Annotated in this window: 24 protein-coding genes and 1 pseudogene; 21 read left to right on the top strand and 4 right to left on the bottom strand. The window is 36.2% G+C overall.

The features are described from left to right. The first annotated feature begins 68 nt into the window (after nt 1–68). The 11 genes from ACO5V7_RS04890 to ACO5V7_RS04840 all read left to right on the top strand — a co-directional run bounded on the left by ACO5V7_RS04890 (nt 69) and on the right by ACO5V7_RS04840 (nt 12,949). Nucleotides 69–266 carry a hypothetical protein gene (locus ACO5V7_RS04890; RefSeq protein ID WP_485485270.1) on the top strand — a complete coding sequence of 66 codons (198 nt, stop codon included), beginning with the start codon at nt 69–71 and terminating at the stop codon, nt 264–266. Beyond that, the gene (locus tag ACO5V7_RS04885; RefSeq protein ID WP_485485269.1) at nt 259–2,994 is read left to right on the top strand and encodes a phage tail protein; all 2,736 of its coding nucleotides are present in this window, start codon (nt 259–261) and stop codon (nt 2,992–2,994) included. The genes ACO5V7_RS04890 and ACO5V7_RS04885 overlap by 8 nt, the downstream gene beginning before the upstream one ends. Further along, complete coding sequence (locus ACO5V7_RS04880) at nt 2,991–3,698, top strand: distal tail protein Dit (protein ID WP_485485268.1); 708 nt, start codon at nt 2,991–2,993, stop codon at nt 3,696–3,698. The genes ACO5V7_RS04885 and ACO5V7_RS04880 overlap by 4 nt, the downstream gene beginning before the upstream one ends. After that, on the top strand, nt 3,695–5,782 hold the full coding sequence (locus ACO5V7_RS04875) for a phage tail spike protein (RefSeq protein ID WP_485485267.1): 2,088 nt from the start codon (nt 3,695–3,697) through the stop codon (nt 5,780–5,782). Before ACO5V7_RS04880 ends, ACO5V7_RS04875 begins: the two co-directional genes overlap by 4 nt. Continuing rightward, a complete protein-coding gene (locus ACO5V7_RS04870; protein WP_485485266.1) occupies nt 5,775–7,802 on the top strand; it encodes a DUF859 family phage minor structural protein in 2,028 nt (675 codons plus the stop codon). Before ACO5V7_RS04875 ends, ACO5V7_RS04870 begins: the two co-directional genes overlap by 8 nt. Nucleotides 7,803–7,816: 14 nt before the next feature. Next, the gene (locus tag ACO5V7_RS04865) at nt 7,817–8,032 is read left to right on the top strand and encodes a hypothetical protein (protein WP_485485265.1); all 216 of its coding nucleotides are present in this window, start codon (nt 7,817–7,819) and stop codon (nt 8,030–8,032) included. Between the two features lie 3 nt (nt 8,033–8,035). Continuing rightward, nucleotides 8,036–8,452 carry a phage holin family protein gene (locus tag ACO5V7_RS04860; protein WP_485485264.1) on the top strand — a complete coding sequence of 139 codons (417 nt, stop codon included), beginning with the start codon at nt 8,036–8,038 and terminating at the stop codon, nt 8,450–8,452. 2 nt (nt 8,453–8,454) lie between these two features. Next, nucleotides 8,455–8,811 carry a phage holin, LLH family gene (locus ACO5V7_RS04855; protein ID WP_485485263.1) on the top strand — a complete coding sequence of 119 codons (357 nt, stop codon included), beginning with the start codon at nt 8,455–8,457 and terminating at the stop codon, nt 8,809–8,811. Between the two features lie 62 nt (nt 8,812–8,873). Then, complete coding sequence (locus ACO5V7_RS04850; RefSeq protein WP_485485262.1) at nt 8,874–10,532, top strand: coiled-coil domain-containing protein; 1,659 nt, start codon at nt 8,874–8,876, stop codon at nt 10,530–10,532. A gap of 18 nt (nt 10,533–10,550) precedes the next feature. Beyond that, nucleotides 10,551–11,438: an N-acetylmuramoyl-L-alanine amidase family protein gene (locus ACO5V7_RS04845; protein WP_485485261.1), complete on the top strand. Its 888-nt coding sequence runs from the start codon at nt 10,551–10,553 to the stop codon at nt 11,436–11,438. 365 nt (nt 11,439–11,803) lie between these two features. Then, nucleotides 11,804–12,949 carry a low temperature requirement protein A gene (locus ACO5V7_RS04840; RefSeq protein WP_485485260.1) on the top strand — a complete coding sequence of 382 codons (1,146 nt, stop codon included), beginning with the start codon at nt 11,804–11,806 and terminating at the stop codon, nt 12,947–12,949. A gap of 60 nt (nt 12,950–13,009) precedes the next feature. On the opposite strand, the gene ACO5V7_RS04835 is transcribed toward ACO5V7_RS04840, so the two are convergent. Together ACO5V7_RS04835 and ACO5V7_RS04830 are read right to left on the bottom strand one after the other, a co-directional pair. Then, nucleotides 13,010–14,358 (bottom strand): IS3 family transposase gene (locus tag ACO5V7_RS04835; protein WP_485485259.1). Its coding sequence is split into 2 segments (ribosomal slippage): nt 13,010–13,926 and nt 13,926–14,358, totalling 1,350 coding nucleotides; the frame shifts between segments, so codons are not numbered across the junction. 628 nt (nt 14,359–14,986) lie between these two features. Continuing rightward, a complete protein-coding gene (locus tag ACO5V7_RS04830) occupies nt 14,987–16,468 on the bottom strand; it encodes an AcpB/EbpR/MafR family transcriptional regulator (RefSeq protein WP_485485258.1) in 1,482 nt (493 codons plus the stop codon). 285 nt (nt 16,469–16,753) lie between these two features. Here ACO5V7_RS04830 and ACO5V7_RS04825 point away from each other — a divergent pair, with 285 nt between their 5' ends. The 3 genes and pseudogenes from ACO5V7_RS04825 to ACO5V7_RS04815 all read left to right on the top strand — a co-directional run bounded on the left by ACO5V7_RS04825 (nt 16,754) and on the right by ACO5V7_RS04815 (nt 17,492). Further along, nucleotides 16,754–16,993 (top strand): GlsB/YeaQ/YmgE family stress response membrane protein, encoded by a 240-nt coding sequence (locus tag ACO5V7_RS04825; RefSeq protein WP_485485257.1) that lies wholly within the window; start codon nt 16,754–16,756, stop codon nt 16,991–16,993. Nucleotides 16,994–17,056: 63 nt separating this feature from the next. Continuing rightward, nucleotides 17,057–17,170 (top strand): annotated as a pseudogene (locus ACO5V7_RS04820) (alkaline shock response membrane anchor protein AmaP); the annotation flags it as partial. 118 nt (nt 17,171–17,288) lie between these two features. After that, nucleotides 17,289–17,492 carry a CsbD family protein gene (locus ACO5V7_RS04815; protein WP_039849132.1) on the top strand — a complete coding sequence of 68 codons (204 nt, stop codon included), beginning with the start codon at nt 17,289–17,291 and terminating at the stop codon, nt 17,490–17,492. Between the two features lie 238 nt (nt 17,493–17,730). Here ACO5V7_RS04815 and ACO5V7_RS04810 read toward each other — a convergent pair whose 3' ends face one another. Together ACO5V7_RS04810 and ACO5V7_RS04805 are read right to left on the bottom strand one after the other, a co-directional pair. Continuing rightward, nucleotides 17,731–18,132 carry a GNAT family N-acetyltransferase gene (locus tag ACO5V7_RS04810; RefSeq protein WP_485485256.1) on the bottom strand — a complete coding sequence of 134 codons (402 nt, stop codon included), beginning with the start codon at nt 18,130–18,132 and terminating at the stop codon, nt 17,731–17,733. Between the two features lie 44 nt (nt 18,133–18,176). Continuing rightward, on the bottom strand, nt 18,177–18,953 hold the full coding sequence (locus tag ACO5V7_RS04805) for a hypothetical protein (RefSeq protein WP_485485255.1): 777 nt from the start codon (nt 18,951–18,953) through the stop codon (nt 18,177–18,179). A 158-nt stretch (nt 18,954–19,111) separates the two neighbouring features. On the opposite strand from ACO5V7_RS04805, the gene ACO5V7_RS04800 reads away from it, so the two are divergent. The 7 genes from ACO5V7_RS04800 to ACO5V7_RS04770 all read left to right on the top strand — a co-directional run bounded on the left by ACO5V7_RS04800 (nt 19,112) and on the right by ACO5V7_RS04770 (nt 24,932). After that, complete coding sequence (locus ACO5V7_RS04800; protein WP_485485254.1) at nt 19,112–20,203, top strand: ABC transporter permease; 1,092 nt, start codon at nt 19,112–19,114, stop codon at nt 20,201–20,203. Continuing rightward, nucleotides 20,193–20,882 (top strand): ABC transporter ATP-binding protein, encoded by a 690-nt coding sequence (locus tag ACO5V7_RS04795; RefSeq protein WP_485485253.1) that lies wholly within the window; start codon nt 20,193–20,195, stop codon nt 20,880–20,882. The genes ACO5V7_RS04800 and ACO5V7_RS04795 overlap by 11 nt, the downstream gene beginning before the upstream one ends. 38 nt (nt 20,883–20,920) lie before the next feature. Further along, entirely contained in the window at nt 20,921–21,604 is a 684-nt protein-coding gene (locus ACO5V7_RS04790; RefSeq protein ID WP_485485252.1) for a response regulator transcription factor, read from the top strand. Then, nucleotides 21,597–22,649: a HAMP domain-containing sensor histidine kinase gene (locus ACO5V7_RS04785; protein WP_485485251.1), complete on the top strand. Its 1,053-nt coding sequence runs from the start codon at nt 21,597–21,599 to the stop codon at nt 22,647–22,649. The genes ACO5V7_RS04790 and ACO5V7_RS04785 overlap by 8 nt, the downstream gene beginning before the upstream one ends. Before the next feature lie 368 nt (nt 22,650–23,017). Continuing rightward, nucleotides 23,018–23,290, top strand: coding sequence for a GNAT family N-acetyltransferase (locus tag ACO5V7_RS04780; protein WP_485485250.1), 273 nt, complete (start codon nt 23,018–23,020; stop codon nt 23,288–23,290). A 250-nt stretch (nt 23,291–23,540) separates the two neighbouring features. Continuing rightward, nucleotides 23,541–24,161, top strand: coding sequence for a class I SAM-dependent methyltransferase (locus ACO5V7_RS04775; RefSeq protein ID WP_485485249.1), 621 nt, complete (start codon nt 23,541–23,543; stop codon nt 24,159–24,161). Nucleotides 24,162–24,164: 3 nt separating this feature from the next. Next, nucleotides 24,165–24,932 (top strand): class A sortase, encoded by a 768-nt coding sequence (locus ACO5V7_RS04770; protein ID WP_485485248.1) that lies wholly within the window; start codon nt 24,165–24,167, stop codon nt 24,930–24,932. The last annotated feature ends 77 nt before the right edge of the window (nt 24,933–25,009 follow it).

Below are 25,009 nucleotides of genomic sequence, written 5' to 3'. Positions count from 1 at the left end.
ATCCAACTGCTCTTTTAGCTACTTATAGCATGAAAGAGACGTTGGATTTTTTAGCTTATCTTTTTGAGGTGGAAGCAGAAGAAAAGTTGTGGGAGTTGTGGTTAGCGAAAGATATCGAACAAGATTTCAACTCTTTCAAACAAGAACGATTGAGCAAAATAAAACAATCTTCAGTTGACGGAAAAACGATGAGTCAAACTGAAGAAGAAGATGCTATTCGTTTAGCAGAACAAATTATGAGTATGGGGGTGAAGGAAGATGGGTGAGATATTTAGACTGTTTGGGACAATCGGAATCCGCGGAAGTGACGCAGAAAAAGAACTGGACGGTGTAGCTAGAAAAGGGGAACAGACAAGCAATAAGTTGTCTAGTTTCTTTAAGAAAACCGCTACTGTTATCGCAGGAGTATTTGCTGCAGGAAAATTAATTGATTTCGGCAAGATGTCAATCGAAGCAGCAGCGTCCGCTAAAGCTACTCAGGCACAATTCGAACAAGTATTTGATGGAATTGTCGATACTGCAGAAAACGCTTTGAACAGCGTAGCTAAAGAAGTCGGAGCGGTCCCAACACGGATTAAGCCAGCTTTTAACCAAATTGCATCATTCGCAAAAGTAGCTGGAATGGATACAACTCAAGCGATGGAATTTACCTCTCGTGCTACAAGAGCAGCGGCTGATACTGCAGCTTTCTACGATAAGTCACTAGAAGAAACGACTGAAATCTTAAAGAGTTATTTAAAGGGTAACTTCCAGGTTGCGGATAATTTAGGAATCTTGTCTACTGAAACCACTCGGAACGCAAAAGCAACAGAGTTGTTCGGTAAGGAATATTCGAAGTTATCAGGCTTACAACAACAAGAAGTACTCTTAAGAATGTACGAAGACGCCAACAAAGTGTCAGGGGCAATGGGACAAGCGTCTCGTGAAGCTGATGGTTGGGAAAACGTCATGGGGAACTTGAAACAGACGTGGGAAGATTTTAAAGCCACGATTGGTTCAGTTGTCTTAGACGGACTTGTTACCGCTATGCAAAACTTAACAGGCTTTGTGGGCGAATTAAAAGACCGATTCTTGCAATTGAAAGACAGTGGAGAGCAATTCATTAAAGGTGTTGTTGAATCCGACGCGTTTGCTAAAGTCCAGGAAATATTTAGTAAAGTTGTTGAGAATTTGAAACTGGCTTTCGATAACATCGGAGGAATCGTTAGTAACGTATCCGCAATCATCGGAAGTTTTGTTGATGATTTACTTAAAATCGCAACTGCAGAGGACACTATTAACACAGTAGGTGGAGCATTCGAAACGTTGAGCGGCTTAATAAGAGATGCAACTGGTTGGATTAAAGACTTAACTGGATATATCTCTAGTAACCAAACCGCAATGGATTTACTTAAATCTACTGTAGTTGGGATTGCGGCAGCATACACTGGTTACAAAGTAGTGATGGGAGTAATCAAAGGTATCGAAGTTGCTCGTAAAACAGTATTAGCAATCACAAACGGGTTAATGCTCGCACAGTTTGTACGTACTCAAGCATTGACTGCTGCGGAAGCGGCAAACGCTGCAGCAACGATGGGTGCAAGTGGAGCGTTTAAAATCTTCAACGCTGTTTTAAATGCCAATAAACTTACGGTAATTATTACAGCAATAACAACAATAACAGCAGCCTTGACATGGTTCTTCACGCAAACCGAAACTGGCAAAAAAATATGGCAAGATTTCATGAACTTCTTAACAGGTTTGTGGAACGGCATTGCAAGCTGGGCTTCGGAAACGTGGCAAAACGTAGTTAACGCTATCACATCAGTAGTTAATAACTTAACTCAGTTCTTTAAGAATTTATGGGATTCTATTACAAAATTAACCACGAAAGCGTGGAACGCTTTTCTAGGAGTCATAAAACCTATAATCCAACCGATTATTAATATGGTTAAAGCCAGTTTTGAATTGATTAAAAATTATATTGATACCGTTTGGAATGCTATCTCAACTGCAGCAGGCGCAGCATGGGAAATCATAAAGAACGTTATTATCGGACCAGTGTTGGTTCTATTACAACTATTAACAGGTAATTTTGAAGGTGCACTAAGCACTCTTAGTCAAATTTGGACTAATATTCTTACTGCAGCACAAACGATATGGGAATCATTATGTACGATCGTATCTGCATTTGTAGATACGCTAGTGCAATATGTCGTAAATATATTCACTGGAATGTCTGAAACGTTTAGGAATATCATGCAATCTATTTGGGATGTAGCGACTTCTATATGGAGTGCTATCGTCGATTCTATTAGCGGATTTGTAAGTTCTGCTTATTCATTCGTTGCGGACGGCGTAAGCAATATGTTCAATATCGCATCCCAAATGTTTAGTAATATCGTTCAGGCTGTAGGAGATTTCTTCGGTAAAATTCCAGGAACAATTAGCGGTATTTGGAACGATGTTACAAGCTACTTATCTAGTATTAATTTATACGATATTGGTAAGAATATCATTCAAGGATTAGTAGAAGGTATTGCTGGGATGGCTGGTAGCGTTGTTAGTGCTATTGGCGATGTTGTTGGAGGTGCTATAGATTGGGCTAAGGGATTACTTGGTATCCACTCTCCATCGCGCGTTTTTAAAGAGATTGGTAAGTTTACTGGCGAAGGTTTAGCTATCGGGATTAACAACGAAGCCGATAACGTTGCAAAAGCTAGCGAAAATATGATAGATGCGGTTATTCCAGAGTCTATCCCACAAATTCCAGTCGACTATTCAGTAAGCTACGGCACGTCTTTATCCAATATGCAAGATTCTGCTTCGAAAAATGCAACGGTCCAACCAATTGGGCAAGATTCAAAACTCGATGTGGTTATCGAAGTATTGCTTAAGATTCTAGAGAAGGACAACAACACTTATCTAGACGGCCGTAAATTAACTGATGTAGTGAATGGATATAACAAACTTAATGATAGAAGAATGATGAGAGCGAGGGGTGAATTAACATGATTTACAATGGGCAAGATTTATCGAGTTTAATAATTATTAACAAAGTAGAACGTGCTATGACACCTCTCGTTACCAACGTTGTAAAACAGAAAAGATTTATTAAGAGAGAATACGCAGAAAAAACTATTACGGTTAGGGTCACTGTTAAACACGATGTGTTACAAACGATTGACGTGCTAAACCGAGTTTTCTCTGTACCAAATCAAAAATTAATCTTTAAAGACCAACCTTCAAGATACTACGAAGCCGTTTTGACTGGTGAAATCATTCCTACAAGTTCTGTGCGTGGTGCTGAATTGCAATTGCAATTTTTAATCCCAAAAGGAGTGGCGTATTCAACCGCAGAAAAGAACGGAACAGTAATCGGTGGAAAGTTGACTGTCGAAAATAACGGAACAGCTCCTACTTATCCTATTTATACGTTTATAGCTAGTTCACCATACAAGATGATTGCGTTAGCTCATCCGAACGGGAAAGCTGTACAGTACGGATATGAGAACGGAGAGGATGTTATCAAAACAGGGGATGTAGTTCGTTTTGAATCAGAAAGCAACACACTTCTTATTAACGGGAAAAGAAAATACATTAATCCTGCCAGTCAAGTTTTTGGAATTTTACCAGGAACGACTCAAATAGAGATTAGTGCGGATGGAAACAAAGCTGTTCCAAGTATTAAATGTGTCTATAAGGAGTGTTGGTTATGATTACGGTTACGAATAGACAGTATGATATTGTCTGTCAGTTGAGTTTTGACTTGGCTGACGGACTTTTTGCATACAACGATTGGTTTGAACAAGACCTGGACACTGGTATCGGAACTTATCAATTTACGGTTGATAAAATCGGAGATTCGGAGATTGAAAAAATTAACGTAGGATGTTATCTGATTGTAAAAGACGGTAGCAAGATACGTTCGTTTGAAGTAATGCGAATCGAGGAAGACAAAGATTCTAAGACTATTTACGCTGAAGACGCTGGCCTAGACCTTCTAGGGGAACAAGTTCCGCCTTACAAAGCAGATAAGAGCTATCCAATTACTCATTACATCGCAGAGTTTACTTACGATTCAGGCTGGGAAATCGGAACTAATGAAATTCCAGAAACAACCACTCGTAAACTTGAATGGGATGGAACAGATACTGCTACTAAGAGACTTAGACAGCTAGTAAGAAGATTCGATGCTGAAATAGCTTATGACTTCGAATTTGTTCATGGAAAGATATTCAGAAAGCTAATCCACATTTATAAAAAGATTGGCGAAGACAAAAAAGTCCGCTTAGAAGTTGGAAGAGAAGTTTCAAACGTTAAAAGGACCATATCTATTGAAAAATTAGCCACGATGCTCGTAGCAACTGGAGCGGATGGTATTACACTATCTGATGTTGAATATAAAGAGGGAAATATTGAATCGAAAAAAGGTTCGATTTACTTAGTGGACACAGACGCTGTAAAACGATGGAAGCGAGCTGGGAACTCTCCTGGCGGAGGAGGAATCGTTAAACGTTATGAAAGTGAAGCTAAAACTCCACAAGCGTTGATGGCAGAAGCTGTTATCAAGTTGAAACAATGGAACCATCCAGAAGTTACTTTTGATGTGCCTATCAATATGCTTCCTGAAGAAGTGAACATCGGAGATACAGTAATCATTGTGGATCATAATTATGAACCAGCATTGATTGTAGAAGGAAGAGTAGCAAGCATCAAGAAGTCTCTATCAACTAATGGATATGGGGAAATCAAGATTACTAATATCGAATCCAGAGAGGATACAATCAGTGAGAAAGTTAGACGTTTAAGCACATTAGTGCAAGAACGTCTTTTTGATTTCACGAGTGTGCCATTCGTTATGACAATCCAATCAACTGACGGAGTAGTATTCCAGAACAGTAATATCTCTACCAAATTAATCGCTAATGTCAGCAAGATGGATATCCAAATGAACAGTCGATTCACTTATCGTTGGAAACGTGTGAGTAAGTATGGAACAGACGATGCAGCATGGAATGAACAGCACGCAAATGGAAGTAATGAATTACAAGTTACTGTAAGCGATGTTGATCGAGAGGCTACTTTTATCTGTGAGGCAATCGAAGGCAATCAAATTGCTGCAAGAAGCTCGATTGTAATTAAAGACTTCATTGTTAATAAGTCGATAGGGCCAACTCCTCCAGCAAATCCAACTGCTGGAGATTTATGGACAGATACTAGTACTCCAGGAAAAGAAATACCTAAAATATATTCTAATGGAGAATGGAAACCTGTTCTTAATAAAGATGACAAAGAGCTGAAGCTACTTCAGAAGGAATTTGAAGAACGGAACAGAGAGCATGCTAATCAATTCGCTAATGTGATGGAAATTATCAATAAATCTCAAGTCACAGAAGACACACTTAGAGATTTAACTGGGAAATTCAGTAATCTTGAAGAGTCTTATAAACGAATTCAAGAGACTGCAGAAGAGATTAAAGGACTAGGGCAAAGAACGAAAGCTGTAGAGCTTAATATGGAACAGTCAAGTGTTCTTCTTAATGCTATATCGACATATTTCAACGTCTCTGAAGATGGAATGCTTATCGGAAAGAACGGAAACAAATTGCAAACTCGATACACAAACGAGCGCATGGAATTTATTGATTCTGGCCGTGTCGTAGCGTATGTGTCTGGCCAACAAATGAATATTGTTAGTGCCACATTCTGGAATTCCGTTACTATTGCCAATCATATTTTCGAAAGATATGACAATGAATTTACCGTCATATCTTATGTAGGAGGTGCTGTAAATGGCTAGGATTGAAAAGTTTACTAACAGCGGATATGCAAAGCTTGCTATGGAAGTTGTTGAGACTGATTACAGCATCGAAAATAACGACTCTCCAGTTCAGTATCACTTATGGCTGGAACGAGGCAGTACATGGGTTTATGACTTAAACAATGAGACATGGGCAGAAGCTACGATTAACGGACAAACAGTAGTTAATAAGTATGTAAGCTTCGATTTAAGAAATACAAACAGGGTGCTACTCGGAAGTGGAACTATTAGAATTCCTCACAATGAAGATGGAAGCAAGACAATCACATTCTGGGCAAGAATTCTGAATGTTGCAGACCAGGGAGATATTAACTGGTTCAGTGGAACGCTTGGATTAACCAATATCCCACGCTCCAGCGCTATCGGCTCAGTTAAGGCAACTGAACTAGAGCAACCAGTTACTATCGAAATCAATAAGAAAGTTAATGAATTTAGGCACCAGGTATGGTGGCAAGTGAATGACAGCGGTTGGATTGATTTAGGAACAGGCCACGATACAAGCGTACAGCTAACAATTCCAATATCTTATGCAGAACGTATCACAAACAGCGATACTGGACTGCTAGATGTGTGTGTACGTACGTTCAAAGGCAATGACAAGATTGGAAATGATATATATAAGCGAGGGATTCCGATTAAGATTCCTGCTTCTATCGTTCCTACACTTGAAGATGTGACGATTACGGAAAGAACAGCACAATTAGCAGAATTTATCCCTGTTGGGAATTTTGTTAAAGATAAGTCTGTAATGAGGGTTGAAGCAATTAATGCAGCAGGATCTCACGGCTCAACTATTGTATCTACTGAGTTAACAGTGGATAGTTTAGTGGTTAGAGCAGCAACAGGAGACTTTCCAGCTAATAAGGCTGGTAATTTAGAAGTTATTGCAAAGGTTACTGACTCACGCGGCAGAACAGCCACTAAATCTAAGACTATCAAAGTATGGGATTACTACTCGCCTAAAATTATTGGATTCTTAGCTAACCGAACAGGTAACGGAACTAATAAGACTATCATTGCCACAGTTGCTGCAAACGTGAGTCCGTTAGTAATTGATGGAGTGAATAGGAATCCGTACACGCTTAAAATTCAGTATTCAGCTAAAAAGGTTAATAGGTGGATTGATGCAGTTAATCTCACTAATGAGTCTCAAGAACGTATTAATCGTCAATTCGATTGTGGCGCGTTCTATGAGCTTTCCAAGGCATATAATATTCGTTTAGTGATTCAAGACAAGTTGAGCGATTTAGTAGACTCAGTGCTTCTAGTACGCTCATCTAGAGTATTGTGGGCATGGGGAGACAATCGCGCAGCAGTAGGTGGATTTCCAGAGCTGGAAGGACATTTTGAATCATTCTTGCCAGTGGCATTCCATAGCAGTTTAAACGTTGAAGGCGGAATTATGTCAAATGGTAAACCTATTCAGGAATTCGCTATGACATCCCGTGAAGGAAAGTCATTAAAATTTAATGGTGATCTAAACAATTTGAAAAATGCAGGCGGATATTATGCGTATCGAGTCACTAATAGTCCACAAGGGGATGATAATACAGGCTATGTTACCGTAATAACTCAAGATAGCAATAACAATTGCGTCCAAATGTATGTGCCTGCAAATAAAGACGCGATGTATATGCGTCGTTATTATTCTAATTCGTGGGGCGTTTGGATTCCGTTATGTGGAGAGGTTGACACATGGCACAACGCTAGTTATCGAAACGGATGGAAAACAGCAGGAGATGCTGCAGTTCAATATACTAAAACAGCTGATGGAATAGTTCAAATTCGTGGTGTTGCAACTGGAGGAAGTCTTGAGAATGATGCAGCGATTATCAATTTGCCAGTAGGATATCGTCCTAGTCGATTCATTTATAAAAAAGCGTTAAACAATAGTTATGGAACGGCAATCGTAGTGATATATGCAAATGGCGATGTTACTGTGAAGAATAATGTAGACAATAATTGGCTATGTTTAGATGATATATCTTTCAAGATTTAGAAGGAGGAATAGTAATGGAATTAGAACAAATTAAAAATAGAATTACTGCATTAGAAGCGAAAGTGACTACTAAGCAGGCAGATATTAATCGAATGAATGAAGAAAAAGCGCAATATGAACAGAAAATTCAAAATCTTTCAGAAGACATTCAACGTTTAGAGCAAGAGAATGCTAATAAACGTGAGGAAATCAAAAAATACAAAACGGTAGTAGAAATTATGGAGTTGTAGTAGATGATAAATTTAGATGTAGAATTTCATGTGTTAAAAATGCATTTAGAAGGATTGATGCGCAGTCCATATATTCAAATTTTGGTTTGGTTAATTTGCTTTGATGTGGTGTCTGGCTATATCAAGGCTTTTAAATTGAAAAGATTTGACAGCAAAACAAGCACAAACGGCCTTCTAAGACACGCGTTGGTTTGCGCTGTAGTTATTGTGACTGCTATGTATGCGAGAACATTGGGTCACCGAGAAATAGGTGTGACCACATGCTTATTTTTTATCTTCAGTTATGCAGTATCACTTGCTGAAAATTGGGAGGCATTAGGATTGCCGTTCCCAGAATCGCTTAAACCGTATCTTAAAACGATGCGACAACAACAAGAAAATAAATTTAAAAAAATTACAAACAAGGAAGAGGATGAATAATAATGGAACAATTACAATCAACAATCATCAACGGAATCGTGAGCGTATTAGTAGTATTAGTTGGTTTAGCATTTACAGGGTTGAAAGGTTTTATCCAAACAAAAGCGACCGAATTAAAAGCAAAAACGGATGCTAAGAACTACGAGTTAGCAAAATCAATCGCTTATACAGTCGTGAATGCTGTGGAGCAAATCTTCAAGGATATCCATGGTGCTAGCCAAGATAAATTCCAAGCAGCATTCGATAACTTAACAAACGAATTAGAAAAAGCTGGAATCAACTTGGATGATGAATCCAAGAAAGTATTGATTGAATCTGTCGTGAATGGATTTAATGGATTGAAGAAAATTGAAGGTTAAGAATACGGATCCGCAGAGGGCTCATTGTGAGTCCTCTTTTTATTTAAAGAAAGGGGGAGCGTATGGAAAAAGTAATCGAAAAACATTTAAGAATTACTTCAGCTAATCGATGCATTGAAAAAATATATCATGAAATCTATAGCCACGACAAAGGAACAGCAGTGTTCAAATTCACTGCAGAAGGTCTAACCGCTTCTAAAGTTATTTGCTTGTTTTACTTTAAGGAAACAAAACGCTATAGAACCGTAGAAGCCACAATCGATGGAAACACTATCACGGTTCCATTCGATAGTACATCAATCATTGCTGATGAATCCGTGATTGGTTATATCTACTTTGAAAAAGTAGAACAATCTACTGACGTTTACGCATTCGCATTTAATGTATGGCTCAGCGCTATTGACAAAGCTAGAAAAGTACCGTTAGTCGAACGGACATCAGGACGCGTCGTTGACGTTGAAAACATCGTTACAAAAGAAGAACTAGATAAACTCTTTGCAAAAATCAAAGAGCAAGGTGGAACTTATGACGATAGCGGCTTGCGTTCTGAGTTAGGCAATAAGGTAGACCGCTCTGAAATTGAACGAATTTCGGGCAAAATTGAGGCTTTAGAGCAAAGGGTGGATAAAGACACCATTTACAATGACGAGCCTCTAAAACAACGTATATCGGCTTTAGAAAACAAGGCAGAGATTGATACAAGCGCATTTGCCACTAAACAAGAATTGGAAAGCAAAGCGGAACGTTCCGAAATTAGCCGAATTTCAAGCGATGTAGAGCTTTTAAAAGCAAAGACTGATAAAGACACCGTTTATGATGATAGCGCATTAAAACAGCGTGTATCGGCTTTAGAGAACAAGCCTGAAATCGATACTAGTTCATTAGTTACAAAACAAGAATTAGAAAGCAAAGGCTACTTAAATCAACACCAACCATTAACGGAATACGCTAAAAAATCAGAACTACCGCAACCGTACAACGATACGGAGCTTAAAAGTCGTGTTCAGACGTTGGAAACGAAAGCGGAAACGGTAGGCGTACCGCAGAAATTAAGCATCGCAGGTAATGTTGTAACCCTATCAGACGGAGGCGGAAGTATAACACTTCCAACTACAACATCATCACCTAGTGGCGTTCCCGGTCAAGTGAATGAATATGAAATCCATGGGACAGGAATGCCAAATGGAAAGATAACCGCTCCTATTGGGACAACGTATGTCGATACAGCGGCCACAAACGGTGCTTTTAAATGGATTAAACAATCAGGTACTGGAAACACAGGCTGGAAAGTGTTGATTGGCGACACTGGTTGGAGAACCCTTAAAAGCGTATCCAGAGTAGGGAATTCGTTTATTAAAATCAGACGTGTAAATAACTTAGTTTCTTATAATTTCGGAGGTCTTCAATACGGCTGGTTCGGAATAATTCGTAGAAATGGACCAGGATATGTGCGTCACAATAGCACTGGTGATCGTGGTGTAAAAGTGTTAGGTACTGGTGGTATTCCTGAAGGCTTTCGTAGTGAATCATCATTGGTAGGGCCTACATTCAAAGATGATGGTCACCCTTACGGTATGTGGTATCTGGGAGGTAAGTCAGATTCCAATTTCATCCAATTTACTTTTAATGAAAATATACCAACGGACAGAGATATTGGAGATATTCGAGTAAGTGCCATCTCATACTTAACGGACGAAGATTGGCCGACAACATTACCATAATTTTTAGGAGGAATTTTTATGTTTACTTTAACGCAAGCAATCAATTATGTAAGAAATTTAGCAGATAACAACATTGGTGTTAACTTCGACGGTTGGTACGGTTGGCAATGTTGGGATTTAGTAGCAAAAGTAATATATGAAGCTACTGGAAAAGTAGTCAATGGGAATGCGATTGATTTACTAGATTCTGCAGCAGCTCAAGGGCTCGATGTTATCTATGAAGGACCAGGAGTTATCGCAAAAGCTGGTGACATCTTTGTAATGTCTGTTCCAGGCTCGCCTTACGGACATACTGGGGTTGTTATTGAAGATAGTGACGGTAACACACTTAAAACGATTGAGCAAAACGTTGATGGAAATTGGGACTATCTAGAAGTAGGTGGACCAGCTCGTTATCGCACTCGTTCATACACAGGAATGGTTGGATATATTCGTCCAGATTATGCTAAAGAAAACGAACCAGTTCAACAAACTAGCGGTTGGATTAAAGATGAAAAAGGTTGGTGGTATCGTAATGTAGATGGTAGTTATCCTCAATCAGATTGGAAGAAAATCAATGGAAGCTGGTTTAGATTCAACGCCGACGGTTATATTTTAGAAAAAGAATGGTATAAAGACGAGCAAGGCCGTTATTTCTGGTTGAAAGACGGCGGGTATATGGCTGTCGGATGGGAGAAAGTCGGTGATTTCTGGTATTACTTCGAAAACAACGGAGAAATGCGAACTGGTTGGATTCCATATTTCGACAAATGGTACTATTGCGACGTTACAAAAGGCGGGGCGATGGTGTCTAAAGAAGTACGCAAGATTGATGGGAAATATTACCACTTCAATTCAAATGGAGAAATGTTGGAACGTGCAGCAGTCTATGTAGACGAAAGTGGAGCAATTCATTTCGAAGAATAAACAATGAGCCTACCTTTCGGGGTAGGCTTTATTTTTTTTTGCATTTTTAAAGGATTGAGTTGTTCCGTATTTGTTCCGTGAAAGTAGAAAACGTATGATATGACATGATACAGAAACGCTGTTATTATAAGGATATGAAGCGGTGTGAAACATTATGAAATGTAAAAGATAGTCTGTAGGGGGCATTTTTTTATGCACAAAAAGCCTTGGTTTTCTAAGGCTTTTTGTGTAGTCTTAGCACTAAAAAATGAGAGAAAAAAGGTTTTGACAATTCGCGCCACATAAAGTTATTTAAGCATCTCCTTTTCTCTCATTACCATTTTCTGTTATAATAAATTGTACTTCTAAAATAGAAAGGTCTTAAGATGACAACTCTTATTAAACATAAACGTGTAGAATTTTCAGAACTTTTTTATGACTTAGTTTTTGTTTTTGCAATTTCAAAAGTAACTACTTTAATTGACCATCTTCATAACGGTATTTTGACTTGGAATTCTTTCCTTGATTTTTTCATTGCTACTTTGGTTCTCATCGATTCCTGGATGATTCAAACCGATTATACCAATCGCTATGGAAAGAACTCTTTATTTAACATAGTAATCATGTTTATCAAAATGGGACTTTTACTCTTTATAGCCAATATGATTGGACCTGATTGGCAACAATATTTTCATTATCTCTGTTGGGCTATTGGTACATTAACCCTTACCTTATTTTTTCAATATTTGGTTGAGTTTTTTAGAAAATCAACCGATGATGTTAATCGGGAAAATATCAAAGGTTTTCTATGGATAACAGGTCTAGGAAGTTTAGGAGTCTATCTAGCAGCTCTTCTTCCTATTTACGTTAGAGTCTATATCTTATTTGCTAGTATTCTGCTAACATTTATTATGCCAATTATCTTGCTTAGTAAAGATGAGCATTACCAGGTAAATTTCCCCCATTTAATCGAGCGCATCTCCCTTCTTGTCATTATTACGTTTGGAGAGATGATTATGGAGCTAACTGAATTCTTTACAATCGAGAATTTCTCGATTTATTCGGTTCTTTATTTCATTATTATGCTTTCTCTGTTCTTGTTTTATTTTGGTCAATTCGACCATGCTATTGATGAAAAATCTAATCAAAAGGGACTATTTCTAATTTACAGTCACTATCCTATTTTCATTGGACTTATTATGATGACTGTTTCGATGAGTTTTCTTCTGAATCCTGAAGCTAATCGTCTCTTTGCAACCAGCTTCTCTTATATCGGATTTGGCCTCTTTCAAGCTGCTGTCCTAGTAAATGGGCCCTATAACAAACACTATCTTCGCTATTCGAAAAGTTACTACTGTGTCCAAGCGACACTCTATCTGGCTGCCTTGATTCTCTCTTTAATCTTTGCTTCTAATCCTATAATAGTAGTGAGTATAACAACCATTTTTGCTCTAGCTATAGCCAGTCATTTTATTTATTTTTATATGACACAGAATAAAAAATATTCCAAATCTAACTGGGGATTATTTTAATGAGTTTATAACATTAAAAAGCCTTGGGATGTACTGACCCCAAAAAGTTAGACAATTAATTTAAGCAAAGGATTTAGTTCTGTATTGTACAGGACTAAGTCCTTTTAATTTTACTTTGATTCGTTTGTTGTTGTAATAATCAATATAATCTACGATTGCCTCCTCAAGTTCTTTTATAGATTTAAATTTCTTCTCGTAACCATAAAACATCTCTGATTTAAGAATTCCAAAGAACGACTCCATCATGCCGTTGTCCGTACTATTCCCCTTGCGGGACATAGATACCTGAATGCCCTTATCTTCTAAAAATTTATGATAAGAATAATGTTGGTATTGCCATCCCTGGTCACTGTGGAGAATAGTATTCTCATATTCTTCTTCTCTAAAAGCTTGTTCTAACATATCCTTTACTTGTTTTAAATTTGGCGAAGACGATAGAGTATACGTTATAATTTCGCTGTTATAACCATCTAAAATTGGTGATAAATATAGTTTTTGATTACTTGTTGGAATAGAAAACTCTGTAATGTCTGTATAGCACTTTTCCATCGGTTTTTCAGCTTCAAATTGGCGTTGAATAATGTTCTCAGCTTTCTTACCAACTTCTCCATGATAAGAAGAATACTTACGTTTTCTACGAATACGAGCAGTTAGCCCCAACAGTTTCATTAAGCGTTGTACCTTCTTATGGTTTACGATGAACCCACGGTTTCTAAGCTCAAGAGTAATACGGCGATATCCATAATTACCTTTATGATCATTAAAAATGGTTTGTATTTCATTTTTAACGACATGATTCTTATCTTCTTGATTTAGCTGCTTTAAGTGATAATAGTATGTTGAACGGGCAAGTTTGATAATCTTTAGAAGAATATCTAAAGAGAATTCTGGTACTAATTCTCTGACAATCTGAGTCTTTCTTCTTTCTCTTTTTCCTCCTTCAAGCGGAGTTCTCTCAACTTTTTTAGAATGGCATTCTCCGCTCTTAAATACTCATTTTCAGCCTGAAGGCGTTCTAGTTCTGTCATCTCTTCTGATTTTTTCTTTGGCTTACGTCCCATTTTAGGTACTCTCCCTCTTGTTTTCTCAACAATAGTATACTTATTTTTCTTGTATTGTGCGAGCCAGTTAGAAAGCATACCATGATTTGGAAGACGATATTCGAGAGAAACTTCTCCTTGAGACCAGCCTTCATGTAGGACTTTATCAATCATTTCTTGTTTTAATTCAGGAGAATAATAATTCTTTTTCCTTTTTTTAACTATCTCTAACCCATAACGATCAATCAATTTGATCATGTATTTAAGATTTGACTTCTGTATATCAAACATATCTGAAAGTTTTGAGTAGCTAAAACCTTGTTTCCTGAGTTCATAAATCTGAACTTTATCTTCATAAGTTAATTTCATAATAAAAACACCCCAAAAGTTAGATTTTGTGTCTAACTTTTGGGGTGCACTTCAGGAACCAAGGCTTTTTTTTCATTAATTTGTTTTTCCATTTTATCCTCCAATTTGATCTCGCACTGACATTTATTTATAACAAAACTATATATCTAGAATAGCATAATCATTAGGTATTATAGGTTTTCAAACAAAATACGAGTCATTCGTTTTTGCCCCACTTTTGCCCCATTTTTAAATCCTGACATTGAAAACACCTAAAAGTATTTCCCTAAAATCAGCTATATTTCAACATTTTTGTTTATTTTCAATATGAAAAGTTCTTACAAATCCATGCAGGGGGCATTTTTTTATACGCAAAAAGCCTTGGTTTTCCAAGGCTTTTTGTGCGAATTGTTCCGTATTTGTTCCGTGAAATTGAAAGTGTAATGAAATATTGAGTTATCAAAGTTTCTCACTTTTTTTATACTCAAAAAAGTGAAAATGTTTAGATATCTCTTTAGACCAAACTAAACAAAACGGCAAAAACAGAATTAAAAAAACGTTGAAGTCATGATTTTTTACTAACATCTAAGTAGACCTACTGCGCTTCACTTAGCCGGTGGATATTAATTTGTTATAAACATAATCTACGTTACTCGTCTAATCGAATAAACATCATCGCGTTAAGTAAGGAGATTAGAGCGACTGTATTAATATTATTGCAATAAATTAGTCTCTTATTTTCAATAGGAGGAATAATAAAATTAGAAATGATAATATCATACGGAGATTCTTTTAAAGCATCAATGGATAATTCTAATTCATTCCAAACTTCAAGTTCAAAATTGTTACTACAATAATAAGAAAGAGTTTCCGCTACTGATTTTGCATGATACTGATCAAAATTACTCATAACCAAAACTTTTAATTTGGGTTGATTTTGTAAAAGATTTAGCACTAGGTGTTTGCTATGGGTGATAAACGTATAGGCCAAATGATTGACTTTCATTGAACTACTATCAATATCCAAAGTTTGTAAGTAACGCAGAATCCCTTCTTTTACATCGGAAACAAATCGAGGAAAAATATTTTGAAAGTTCTTGATTGTATTGCCTTTTTGATCAAATAGAATAAACTCTGTAGATAATTCCTGGCGATGAAGATGTGCAGTATTATGAAGATGCCAAATAAGATTATCCTTATTGTCTACTTTAATATTATACTCTCTTGATACCTGATCAACTAAATCCCCCAACAAATGATATGATTTCTTTACATAGCTGTCCGTTATTGTATACTTCAGAAATACTTTTTCGTCTATGAAAAACATTTTTTGAAAATAAGATACAAACAATTGACCTATTACTTCTTTTGTTAAAGAGATATTGTATTTTGTTTCAAATTTTTTGATAATATCTTCCATTTCATCTTCCTGCATTAAAAATTCCAATAATTGATTATTAAAAGAATCTTTCTCAACTTCCAGGAAATGACCAAACTTGATTCGATATAAATTCGTAACTAAGAGCAACTTTAACATTCTGTGAGTTGATAAATTCATCGGGAAAGATGTCGCTTTATAAACTAGTTCCAATAATTGAGAGAGTGGTTCTGGTGAAAAATCTTCAAATGGCCATTCAAGGAAATAATATTTTTCTGAAAAATATTGGGCAAAAAAGTAACGAATATCTATCTCATTTCCAGTAATTCGAACAGGATTGAGGCTAATTTCAAAATGATATTGTTTCTTAATAGTTTTATTAATATGACTAATGATACGGTAAAGAGAGGAAGAACTGATATAAAACTTTTTGCAAATACTCTCAGCATCATATCCTTCATTAAAAAAAACAAATTCTAAAATTGAAAAATGAGTTGAATGCTTAAAAAAATGATGATAGACCATCTCAATATCACTATCATCGGTATTAATGATACGTATACCATTTGTTGAAGAATGAAATATCAAGTCAGGAAAAGAATATCTGACATGGTATAAATCATCTTTTACTGAACGCTCTGTAGAATTCAATAATTCCGCTAGTTCAGAAATATGAAACCAGCGCTTATTTTCAAATAGTATTTCTAATAATTCTAATTGTCTGTGACTTTTTTTAGACAGTAATTCTCTCATAAGATTGTTATCTTTCTTTATAATATAGTGATTCTATTATAATTCAATCTTACCATAATGTGTATATTTTAATTCACTTAACAACTCAAAATATATGAAAAGCTATCTTAATTCTCTCTCAAAACCAACAAAAATCAGTATTTTATCGTTTTATTGTATTCAAAGTACATAAATACGGCGGGAAAATTAAGCTGAATTATTATGTTTCCAAGTTGGCAAATTATATAATCACATTAATCAAAAGATTTGAATTTTGATTTAGTACATTTAGAAAGGAGAATCGATATGCTTTGGTCTATTATTGTCGGAGGTGTAATTGGTCTTATTGCTGGATCAATCACTAAAAAAGGTGGCTCTATGGGTGTTGTTGCAAATATTGTTGCAGGTTTAGTCGGTTCATCTGTGGGTCAATCACTTTTGGGAACTTGGGGTCCTAGTTTGGCTGGAATGGCCTTGTTTCCCTCTATCATTGGTGCAGTTATTGTAGTAGCTGTTGTATCATTTCTTTTGGGTAAAAAGACATAAATTGTCTTTATACTTTCAAAGCACAATTTAAAATTTAATGATGTTAGGATTCAATAGGTCAAAATAAAGAAAAATACTTTTCTTATACTATGTATTTTAATCTTGAAAATTTTGACTCCCTTTTTGCTAGATTTTCATAACGTTAGCGGTATGAGGCTTCAGATATTTACAAGGAAGTAAGGTATAAGCAAAAAGCTCGCGTTCATTAATGCTCTAAGTACGGAAAGAGATTCTTATTTTATTTCTTTTCTATAAAAACATGAAACACTTAAAAATCATAATGGAGGTAAAGACTATGTCTGTAGAAGAAAAATTCAATCAAGCTAAAGGCTCTGTTAAAGAAGGGCTTGGAAAATTAACTGGTGATAAAAAAACAGAAAAAGAAGGGGCTGCTGAAAAAGTAGTTTCTAAAGTTAAAGAGGTTGCTGAAGATGCAAAAGATGCGGTCGAAGGAGCAATCGAAGGCGTTAAAAATATGATTAATAAAGATGACAAATAAAGCTAAGAGTTAATTTCTCTTGCAAAGCATCCTTGTAATTTTTAATATAAAAAAGAGAACATTTAATGTTCTCTTTTTTTATATTTCATAAACAAACAGTGATTTGATTACTTGTTTTTAATCTCTGTTTCATTCTTTTCCTTATCAATCTTTTAAAAACCAAGAACTTTTTCGTTGATTGTAAATAAATGGTTCTGGGAGTTTAAAGATAGTGATTCTATAAAAAATGATAAGTCTTTTATTTTTCTCGAATCATGCCCACTCGATTTTCGTCAAGATAGGCAAAATGATGCTTATGATAGAGCTTATCTGCAGGGACTTTTGCTAGCAAAGTGATAAAACTGCTCTCATGTGTATTTTCGTCAAACCACTGATCAATCATTTCCATGATTCTATCGGCAATTCCACGTCTTTGGAACCTTTTGTCTACCATAATATCGGATACGACAAAAGTGACCCCGCCATCGCCAACAATTCTTCCTAAGCCAATGAGTTCATCATCTTCATAAACAGAAACTAAAAAAAGAGTTCCTTCAAGAGCCTTTTTAACTTCAGAATGAGGTTTAGTGCTATTCATTCCCGCATTTACTCTTAATTGATTATATGCTTCAACGCTGGGAATTTTATGAGTAAATTCCATAAAATAGAGTCCTCCAATAACTTTTTGTTCTTTATTTGTTACAATCACAACTCTTCGTAATCTGGATGGTCTTTGATATAGATTGCGGCGTAAATGGCATCTACTAAAACTGCTGGAAAAGCAAAGTTCATTAAAGTGCCCAAGAAAAATCCGAAAATGATTTGTATGTAGTCTGTAAGCACGGCGATGACAACTAGAATAATGCCCAGAACTTTAGTCATATTGAAAAGAAGTTCTTTCTTTTTACTATTGATTTCATACGTTTCCCATCGGTTAATTTTCCAAATTTTACCTTGATTCTGAGGGAGGTAATACCACGCGTAAATTGAGGTCATCACCACAAATAAAAGTATCATTGGAATAACATAAAATAACGTCAATTTGGAATTGTAGACCGTTAATGCGCTGATGGCTATGTTGTCTTTGGTAACCATAAGTAAGCCGATAAATGTAAAGCTGAGTAAGACGGTCCAAACAACAAAGGCCACTAAAATATAAGTTAGAGACTTAAAACGATTGAAAAGAGGAGTAAAAAGCCCGAAGAGAATACTGACGATATTCATCACCATCGCACTCAGGAATAGGACCTTAATAATCCCGATATTATCGTTGTAACCTCCTGCAAAATATAGAAAAGCAGTAATCGGAAGCATAATCCAAGGGAAGAATTTAATGTACCCTAGACTCACCTCATTCGTGATTAATGGACCATGGTACCGATCGACAGTTTGATTGCTTCTCTGTTTTTTTGATTTCTTTTGTTTTCCAGAACCAGAGGAGGGTTGATGAGGTTCCTTCTTTTTCAGTGAAAACTTCAACATTCTTTTTCCTTTCAATAGCTTGGATAAATATATTTCTAATATACCACAAACCTAGTAATGCGGTATCCAACAAGCACTCCTTATATAAATGATGTCATATTCAGGTCATAAAACTCACGTATACTAGGCTTATGATTTTATAAAGAGGAGAAATTACATTGAAAATAGCATGGAATGAAATTAAATACCAACCGAAAAAATTTATATTAATTGAGGTACTGATTGTTATCATGATGTTTATGGTTATTTTCCTATCCGGTTTAACGAACGGCTTAGGACGAATTATTATGGCACAAATTGATACATTTGGAGACGTTCAATATATTCTTTCAAAGGATTCAGAAGGAGTCATTCCTTATTCAACTCTTACAAGTTCAGAACTAACGGAAATTGAAGACCTTCATCTAGAAGAGCAAACAGGTCTAGTGATTCAACGTTCTACGTTTATGAAAGAGGACGAGGAAGGTTCGCAAGACGTGACATTCTTTGCGATGGACACGTACAAGAATTTAACGATTAAGACAGAAGAGGGTTATGCTGCGTCTGATTTAGCTGATAACGAAGTGATTTTAGATGAATCCTATAAGGCAAAAGGTATCCACGTGGGGGATACCATTAAAGATAAGACTTCTGATATTTTACTGAAAGTCGTTGCTTTTGCCAAAGACGCAAAATATGGGCATAGTTCAGTAGCCTTCATTAGTTCTAAGACATCAGAAGAGATGCGTCAGAAGAAAAATCCAAATTACACTTGGCAACCACAAGCCATTATCACAAGCCAAGAAGTTGCGTCCGATGATTTATCAGAACAGTTGATGGTATCGAATAAGCAACAAATTATTAATAAAATTCCAGGATATACTGCAACCAATATGATTTTAAAAACAATGACTTGGGTATTATTAATCGCTTCAGCCGCAATTCTTGGAGTATTCTTCTATATTTTAGCACTGCAAAAATTGAAACAATTTGGTGTGTTAAAAGCAATCGGAATGTCGATGGGAGAAATAACTAGAATTCAACTGTCACAAGTAGGGATTCTTTCTATTATCGGAATTGGCATTGGATTAGGTCTTGCCTTAGCCTTAACGCCATTCTTACCTGTAAGCATGCCGTTTTATATGAAAGCCGAAGATAATGCAGTCATTTCAGTAAGCTTTATCGTTATTTCGATTATTTGCGGAGCATTATCTCTATTAAAAATTAAGAAAGTAGATCCAATCGAGGTGATTGGTGGAAATGGTGAATAAGATGTCAGTGATTGAATTACAACAGATAAAAAAATCTTACGCAGACGGAAATCAAATGAGAGATGTTATTTGTGACTTGAATTTAACCGTTGAACCACAAGAGTTTGTGGCTATCTTAGGACCTTCTGGTTCAGGAAAATCAACGCTTTTATCGATTGCAGGATTACTTCTATCTTCTGATAGTGGTCAAGTAATCATCGGGGGACAAAATCTCACGAATTTAAAACAGAATGAATGGACGAAGAAGAGACTGGAGTTATTAGGCTTTATTTTCCAGGATCATCAATTATTGCCTTATATGAAAATCGGAGACCAATTAGAAGTAGTAGCGAAATTAAAAGGCGAGAAAGACGCTTCAAAACGAAAAGAAGAAGTCAAAGGATTATTGGCAGAGCTAGGTATAGAGAATTGCTACGGTCAGTATCCAAATCAAATGTCAGGCGGTCAAAAGCAGCGTGCTGCGATTGCTCGCGCCTTTATTGGAAATCCGCAATTAATATTAGCGGATGAGCCTACCGCAAGTCTAGATCCTGAAAGAGGAAAAGAAATTGCACAATTAATTCAGCGTGAAGTGAAGTCAAAACATAAGAGTGCCATCATGGTGACTCATGACCGCTCTGTGCTTGAGTATGTAGATACGGTTTACGAGATGAAAAAAGGGAAGTTAGTTCGTCTGTAAGCATTTGTGCTATAATGTTCCAGAAAGAAGGTGGAGCTATGTTTAGTATATTAGTTGCTGAAGACGATCAAGCGATTCGCACATTGATTACGACTAAGTTAAAACAAGAAAACTACACGATTTACATTGCTGAAAACGGAGAGGAAGCTCTCTCGTTAATGGAGAAGCATCAAGTCGATTTATTAATTTCTGACATTATGATGCCCGTGATGGATGGATACGCTCTTGTAAAAGTTTTACGAGAAACGAAGCACACTTTGCCAATTTTAATGATTACAGCAAAATCTCAGTTAGAATCTCTGGAAGAAGCTTTTAAGTTAGGCGTCGATGACTACATGGTGAAGCCGATTCGTTTAGCTGAACTTGTTCTAAGAGTACAAGCCTTACTTAGAAGGGCTCAATTAGAAACAGAGAAAGTGCTGCGTTTTGAACATACAAGACTTGATTACAATGCATTAACTTTAACGGATTTAGAGACTGAAGAAGTCTATCAAATTCCTCGAAAAGAATTTTACTTACTCTATAAATTACTCAGTAATCCAGAAAAAATATTTACTCGTTTGGATTTATTGGATGATATTTGGGGGATGGAAGAGGACCTTGACGAAAGATTAGTAGATGCATGCATTAAAAGGGTCCGACAAAAATTTAAAGAGAATAAAGATTTTGATATTGTAACGATACGAGGATTAGGGTATAAAGGGACGATTAAAAATGGATAAACAAAAAGAAATACAATTCCCTCTTAGAAACTATTTCGTCTTCATGTTTTGTAGTGTTTTAGTGAGCACAAGTGTTATTGGATTAATGACTGTTTTTGTGCTAAAACACTGGTTTATGGTGGAAGTTAGTTTCCAAACGTGGTTAATTATTTTTAGTTTAGTGATTATTCTCGTAGGGGGGCTTGCCATGAGGTATGGGTCCGTTCATTTAACGAGACCTATTTCAGAGTTGAATGAATCTGTTAAGGCTATTTCAAGAGGAGATTTTAGCCGTAAGATTCCTCTTAAGCATTATCCTAAAGACACTGCTAAATATCACAATGAATTGTCTCAGCTTTCTCAGCATGTGAATCAGATGGCCGAAGACTTGAGACGTAGTGACGAACATCGATCTGCGTTTATTGCTAATCTTTCTCATGAACTGAAAACACCGATCGCTTCTCTTGTAGGAGTGAGTGACTTATTAGCTGACGAAAAGCTTGATGAATCTACTAGAAAAGATTTGACCGGTATTTTGCGTTCAGAGAGCCTTCGTCTAAGTCGTCTATGTGATGGAATCGTCACATTGACAAAGATGGAACGTGATTTTGAACCAAAGAAAAAACTACTTCAACTAGATGAACAAATTCGTCATGCCGTTATTTTGATTACGGAAAAGTGGAAGCAAAAAGAGATTGACTTGACATTTACGAGTCAGCCCATTCATTGTGAGACGGACCCAGATTTAAGCATGCAAGTGTGGACGAATCTGCTCGATAATGCGGTGAAGTATTCTTCGGATAGCGTGCATTTAACGATTGATATCCAAGAAGAGAATGATACTGCTAGAGTCACGATTGCAGATAATGGCATCGGAATGAGCGAGGAAGATCAACGACATATTTTTGAACAATTTTATCAAGTGGAACATTCTCATGTGCAAGAAGGGAATGGCCTAGGATTAGCGATTGTAAAAGCAATTGTAGATCAACTTTGTGGAAGTATATCAGTTGAAAGCGAGATTGGAGAAGGGAGTACGTTTCAAGTAATACTGCCAAAACAATGAATTATTGACGGTAAAATTAATCCAATATATAAATCCTGAAATTCACTTTGAACTGCACCGTGTCAAGTAGGCAGGAAAATAATTAAATTGTATAACGAGTTCTTATAGAATCGTCTGCTTGAGTTGCAACGATTGGCTGAATCCGAAGCAGCAACTGCTAAAACTGCACTAGTTGTTGCGCTTAAATAATTATCGGGTATATGCATAACAAATTTTCCATTCTGAAAAAAATTTCTGTTAACAGAATACCATAATCAGACTTCGTTACAAAATAGGTATAACAAAGGTTACTATTTTGAATCACATTCTTCGATTTCTATCTCATTGAGTCGTATACTAAAGATAGAACTATAAAGGGGGATTCATTAATGGAATTTGTTCAAGAAAATCAAGCGTTTAGACATTATAATGCTGCTGGAGAAGTGGATGCTGAAATCACGTATACTGTGGAAGAAGAGGGAGTGATTGGTGCGGACCACACTTTTGTAGATCCTAGTCTTCGTGGACAAGGAGTAGCACGTCAATTAGTAGAACGATTAGCTGTGTATGCAAGAGAGGAAAACTTAAAAGTTCGCCCAATTTGTTCGTACGTAGTGGAATTATTCAAAAAAAGTACTGACTACGACGATATCAAAATATAAAAAAAGTTTCATTTTTAAAAAAATCAAAGTAAAATTCACAAAAAATTCAAAAGTAACCTCTATAATCTATTCATACCCAATAAAACACCTAAGGTTTACTTCTCCCAAATAAAAAAATGAACTCCCAACATTTTTTTATTAGTAAACCCTCCTAACCTTTTCCCGCTGTTCCCAAACAGCGGGTTTTTTTGTTTTGGAAAAAAGGTGATTTATGCTAGTATGAAAAAAGATACAAAAAAAGGAGATACTCATGAATCAAAATCACTATTATACACATCAACCAAATAGTAAGAGTCAAGAGAAACATTTTAGTTATGTTTTAAAAGGATTTTCTTTCCAGTTTGTTAGTGACAATGGAGTGTTTTCAAAAAATACTATTGATTTTGGAAGTCAGTTATTGATTGAGTCTTATGAAGTTCCTTCTTCTTTTCAGGAAGGGAAACTGTTAGATGTTGGTTGTGGTTATGGTCCTATGGGTTTGTCTTTTGCAAATGCCTATCCGAAGATGCATGTAGAAATGGTAGATGTCAATGAACGTGCACTCGAATTAGCCTTGCGTAATGCAAAGATGAATGGGATTGAAAATGTATCGATTCACGAAAGTTCGATTTATGATGCAATAAATGCGAGTGACTATTCTGTTATTATTAGTAATCCGCCGATTCGTGCAGGAAAAGAAGTGGTTCATCGTATTTTAGAAGAGGCGTATGACTATTTAATAGATGGCGGCCAACTTGTCATCGTAATTCAGAAAAAACAAGGTGCTCCAAGTGCGCAAAAGAAAATGCAAGAAGTCTTTGGAAATGTAGAGCGTATTGCTTTAGATAAGGGATATTGGATCCTTGTGAGCACAAAAGAGAAAGAGGATTGATGTATGGAAAAAATAGAAGGAAGAAGAAATAGTCAAAACCAGCAGAAGAATCATAAGCCAAAGAAAAAATTCAATTGGAGAATCTTTTTGGCGTCGATTTTATTTGTGATTGCGGCGATCTTGTTAGCTGCGGATCCGATTCGTACATTCTTATTATCTAGACTACAAGCAGAACAGTCTCAAATCAATTCTTCGTTAACATTGTCAGCTGTTAAAGCCAATGAACTGCAAGAAGCGGAATTTGACTTTTCTAAAGTAGAACCGATTGATCTAAATCAAGTCTTAAAAGCCAATATGAAAAAAGGGACATTCTTAACACTAGGACAAATCGCAGTTCCAAGTGTGAAATTGAATTTACCGATTTATAAAGGTTTAGCAAATGAAGTCCTTCTCTCAGGAGCCGGAACAATGAAACCAACTCAAAAAATGGGTCAAGGGAATTACGCGTTAGCCAGTCATAATTATTTTGGAGATATGACTTTATTATTTTCTCCACTGGTAAACTTAAAGGTAGGGGATAAAATTTATACAACAGATTTAGAGTATGTGTATGAATATGAAACAACGTCCGTAGAATTAATCGAACCAACCCGAGTGGAAGTAATTCGTGACCAACCTGGTGTTACAGAAATCACTTTAATTACGTGTGATGATTACAATGCGTCAAAACGTTATTGTTTTAAAGGAAAATACATTTCAAAGACTCCCGTTAGCGAAGCAAGTGATTCTGTAAAACAGGCGTTTAACTTGAATTTTAACACAATTCAATAATAGAAAATCCCAACCTCTTCAAAATGTACTGACCCCAAAAAGTTAGACAATTAATTTAAGCAAAGGATTTAGTTCTG

Source organism: Granulicatella sp., from assembly GCF_057274575.1.
The sequence above is the reverse complement of the archived record's forward strand: the minus strand, read 5'-3'. Positions and strand labels throughout refer to the sequence as shown.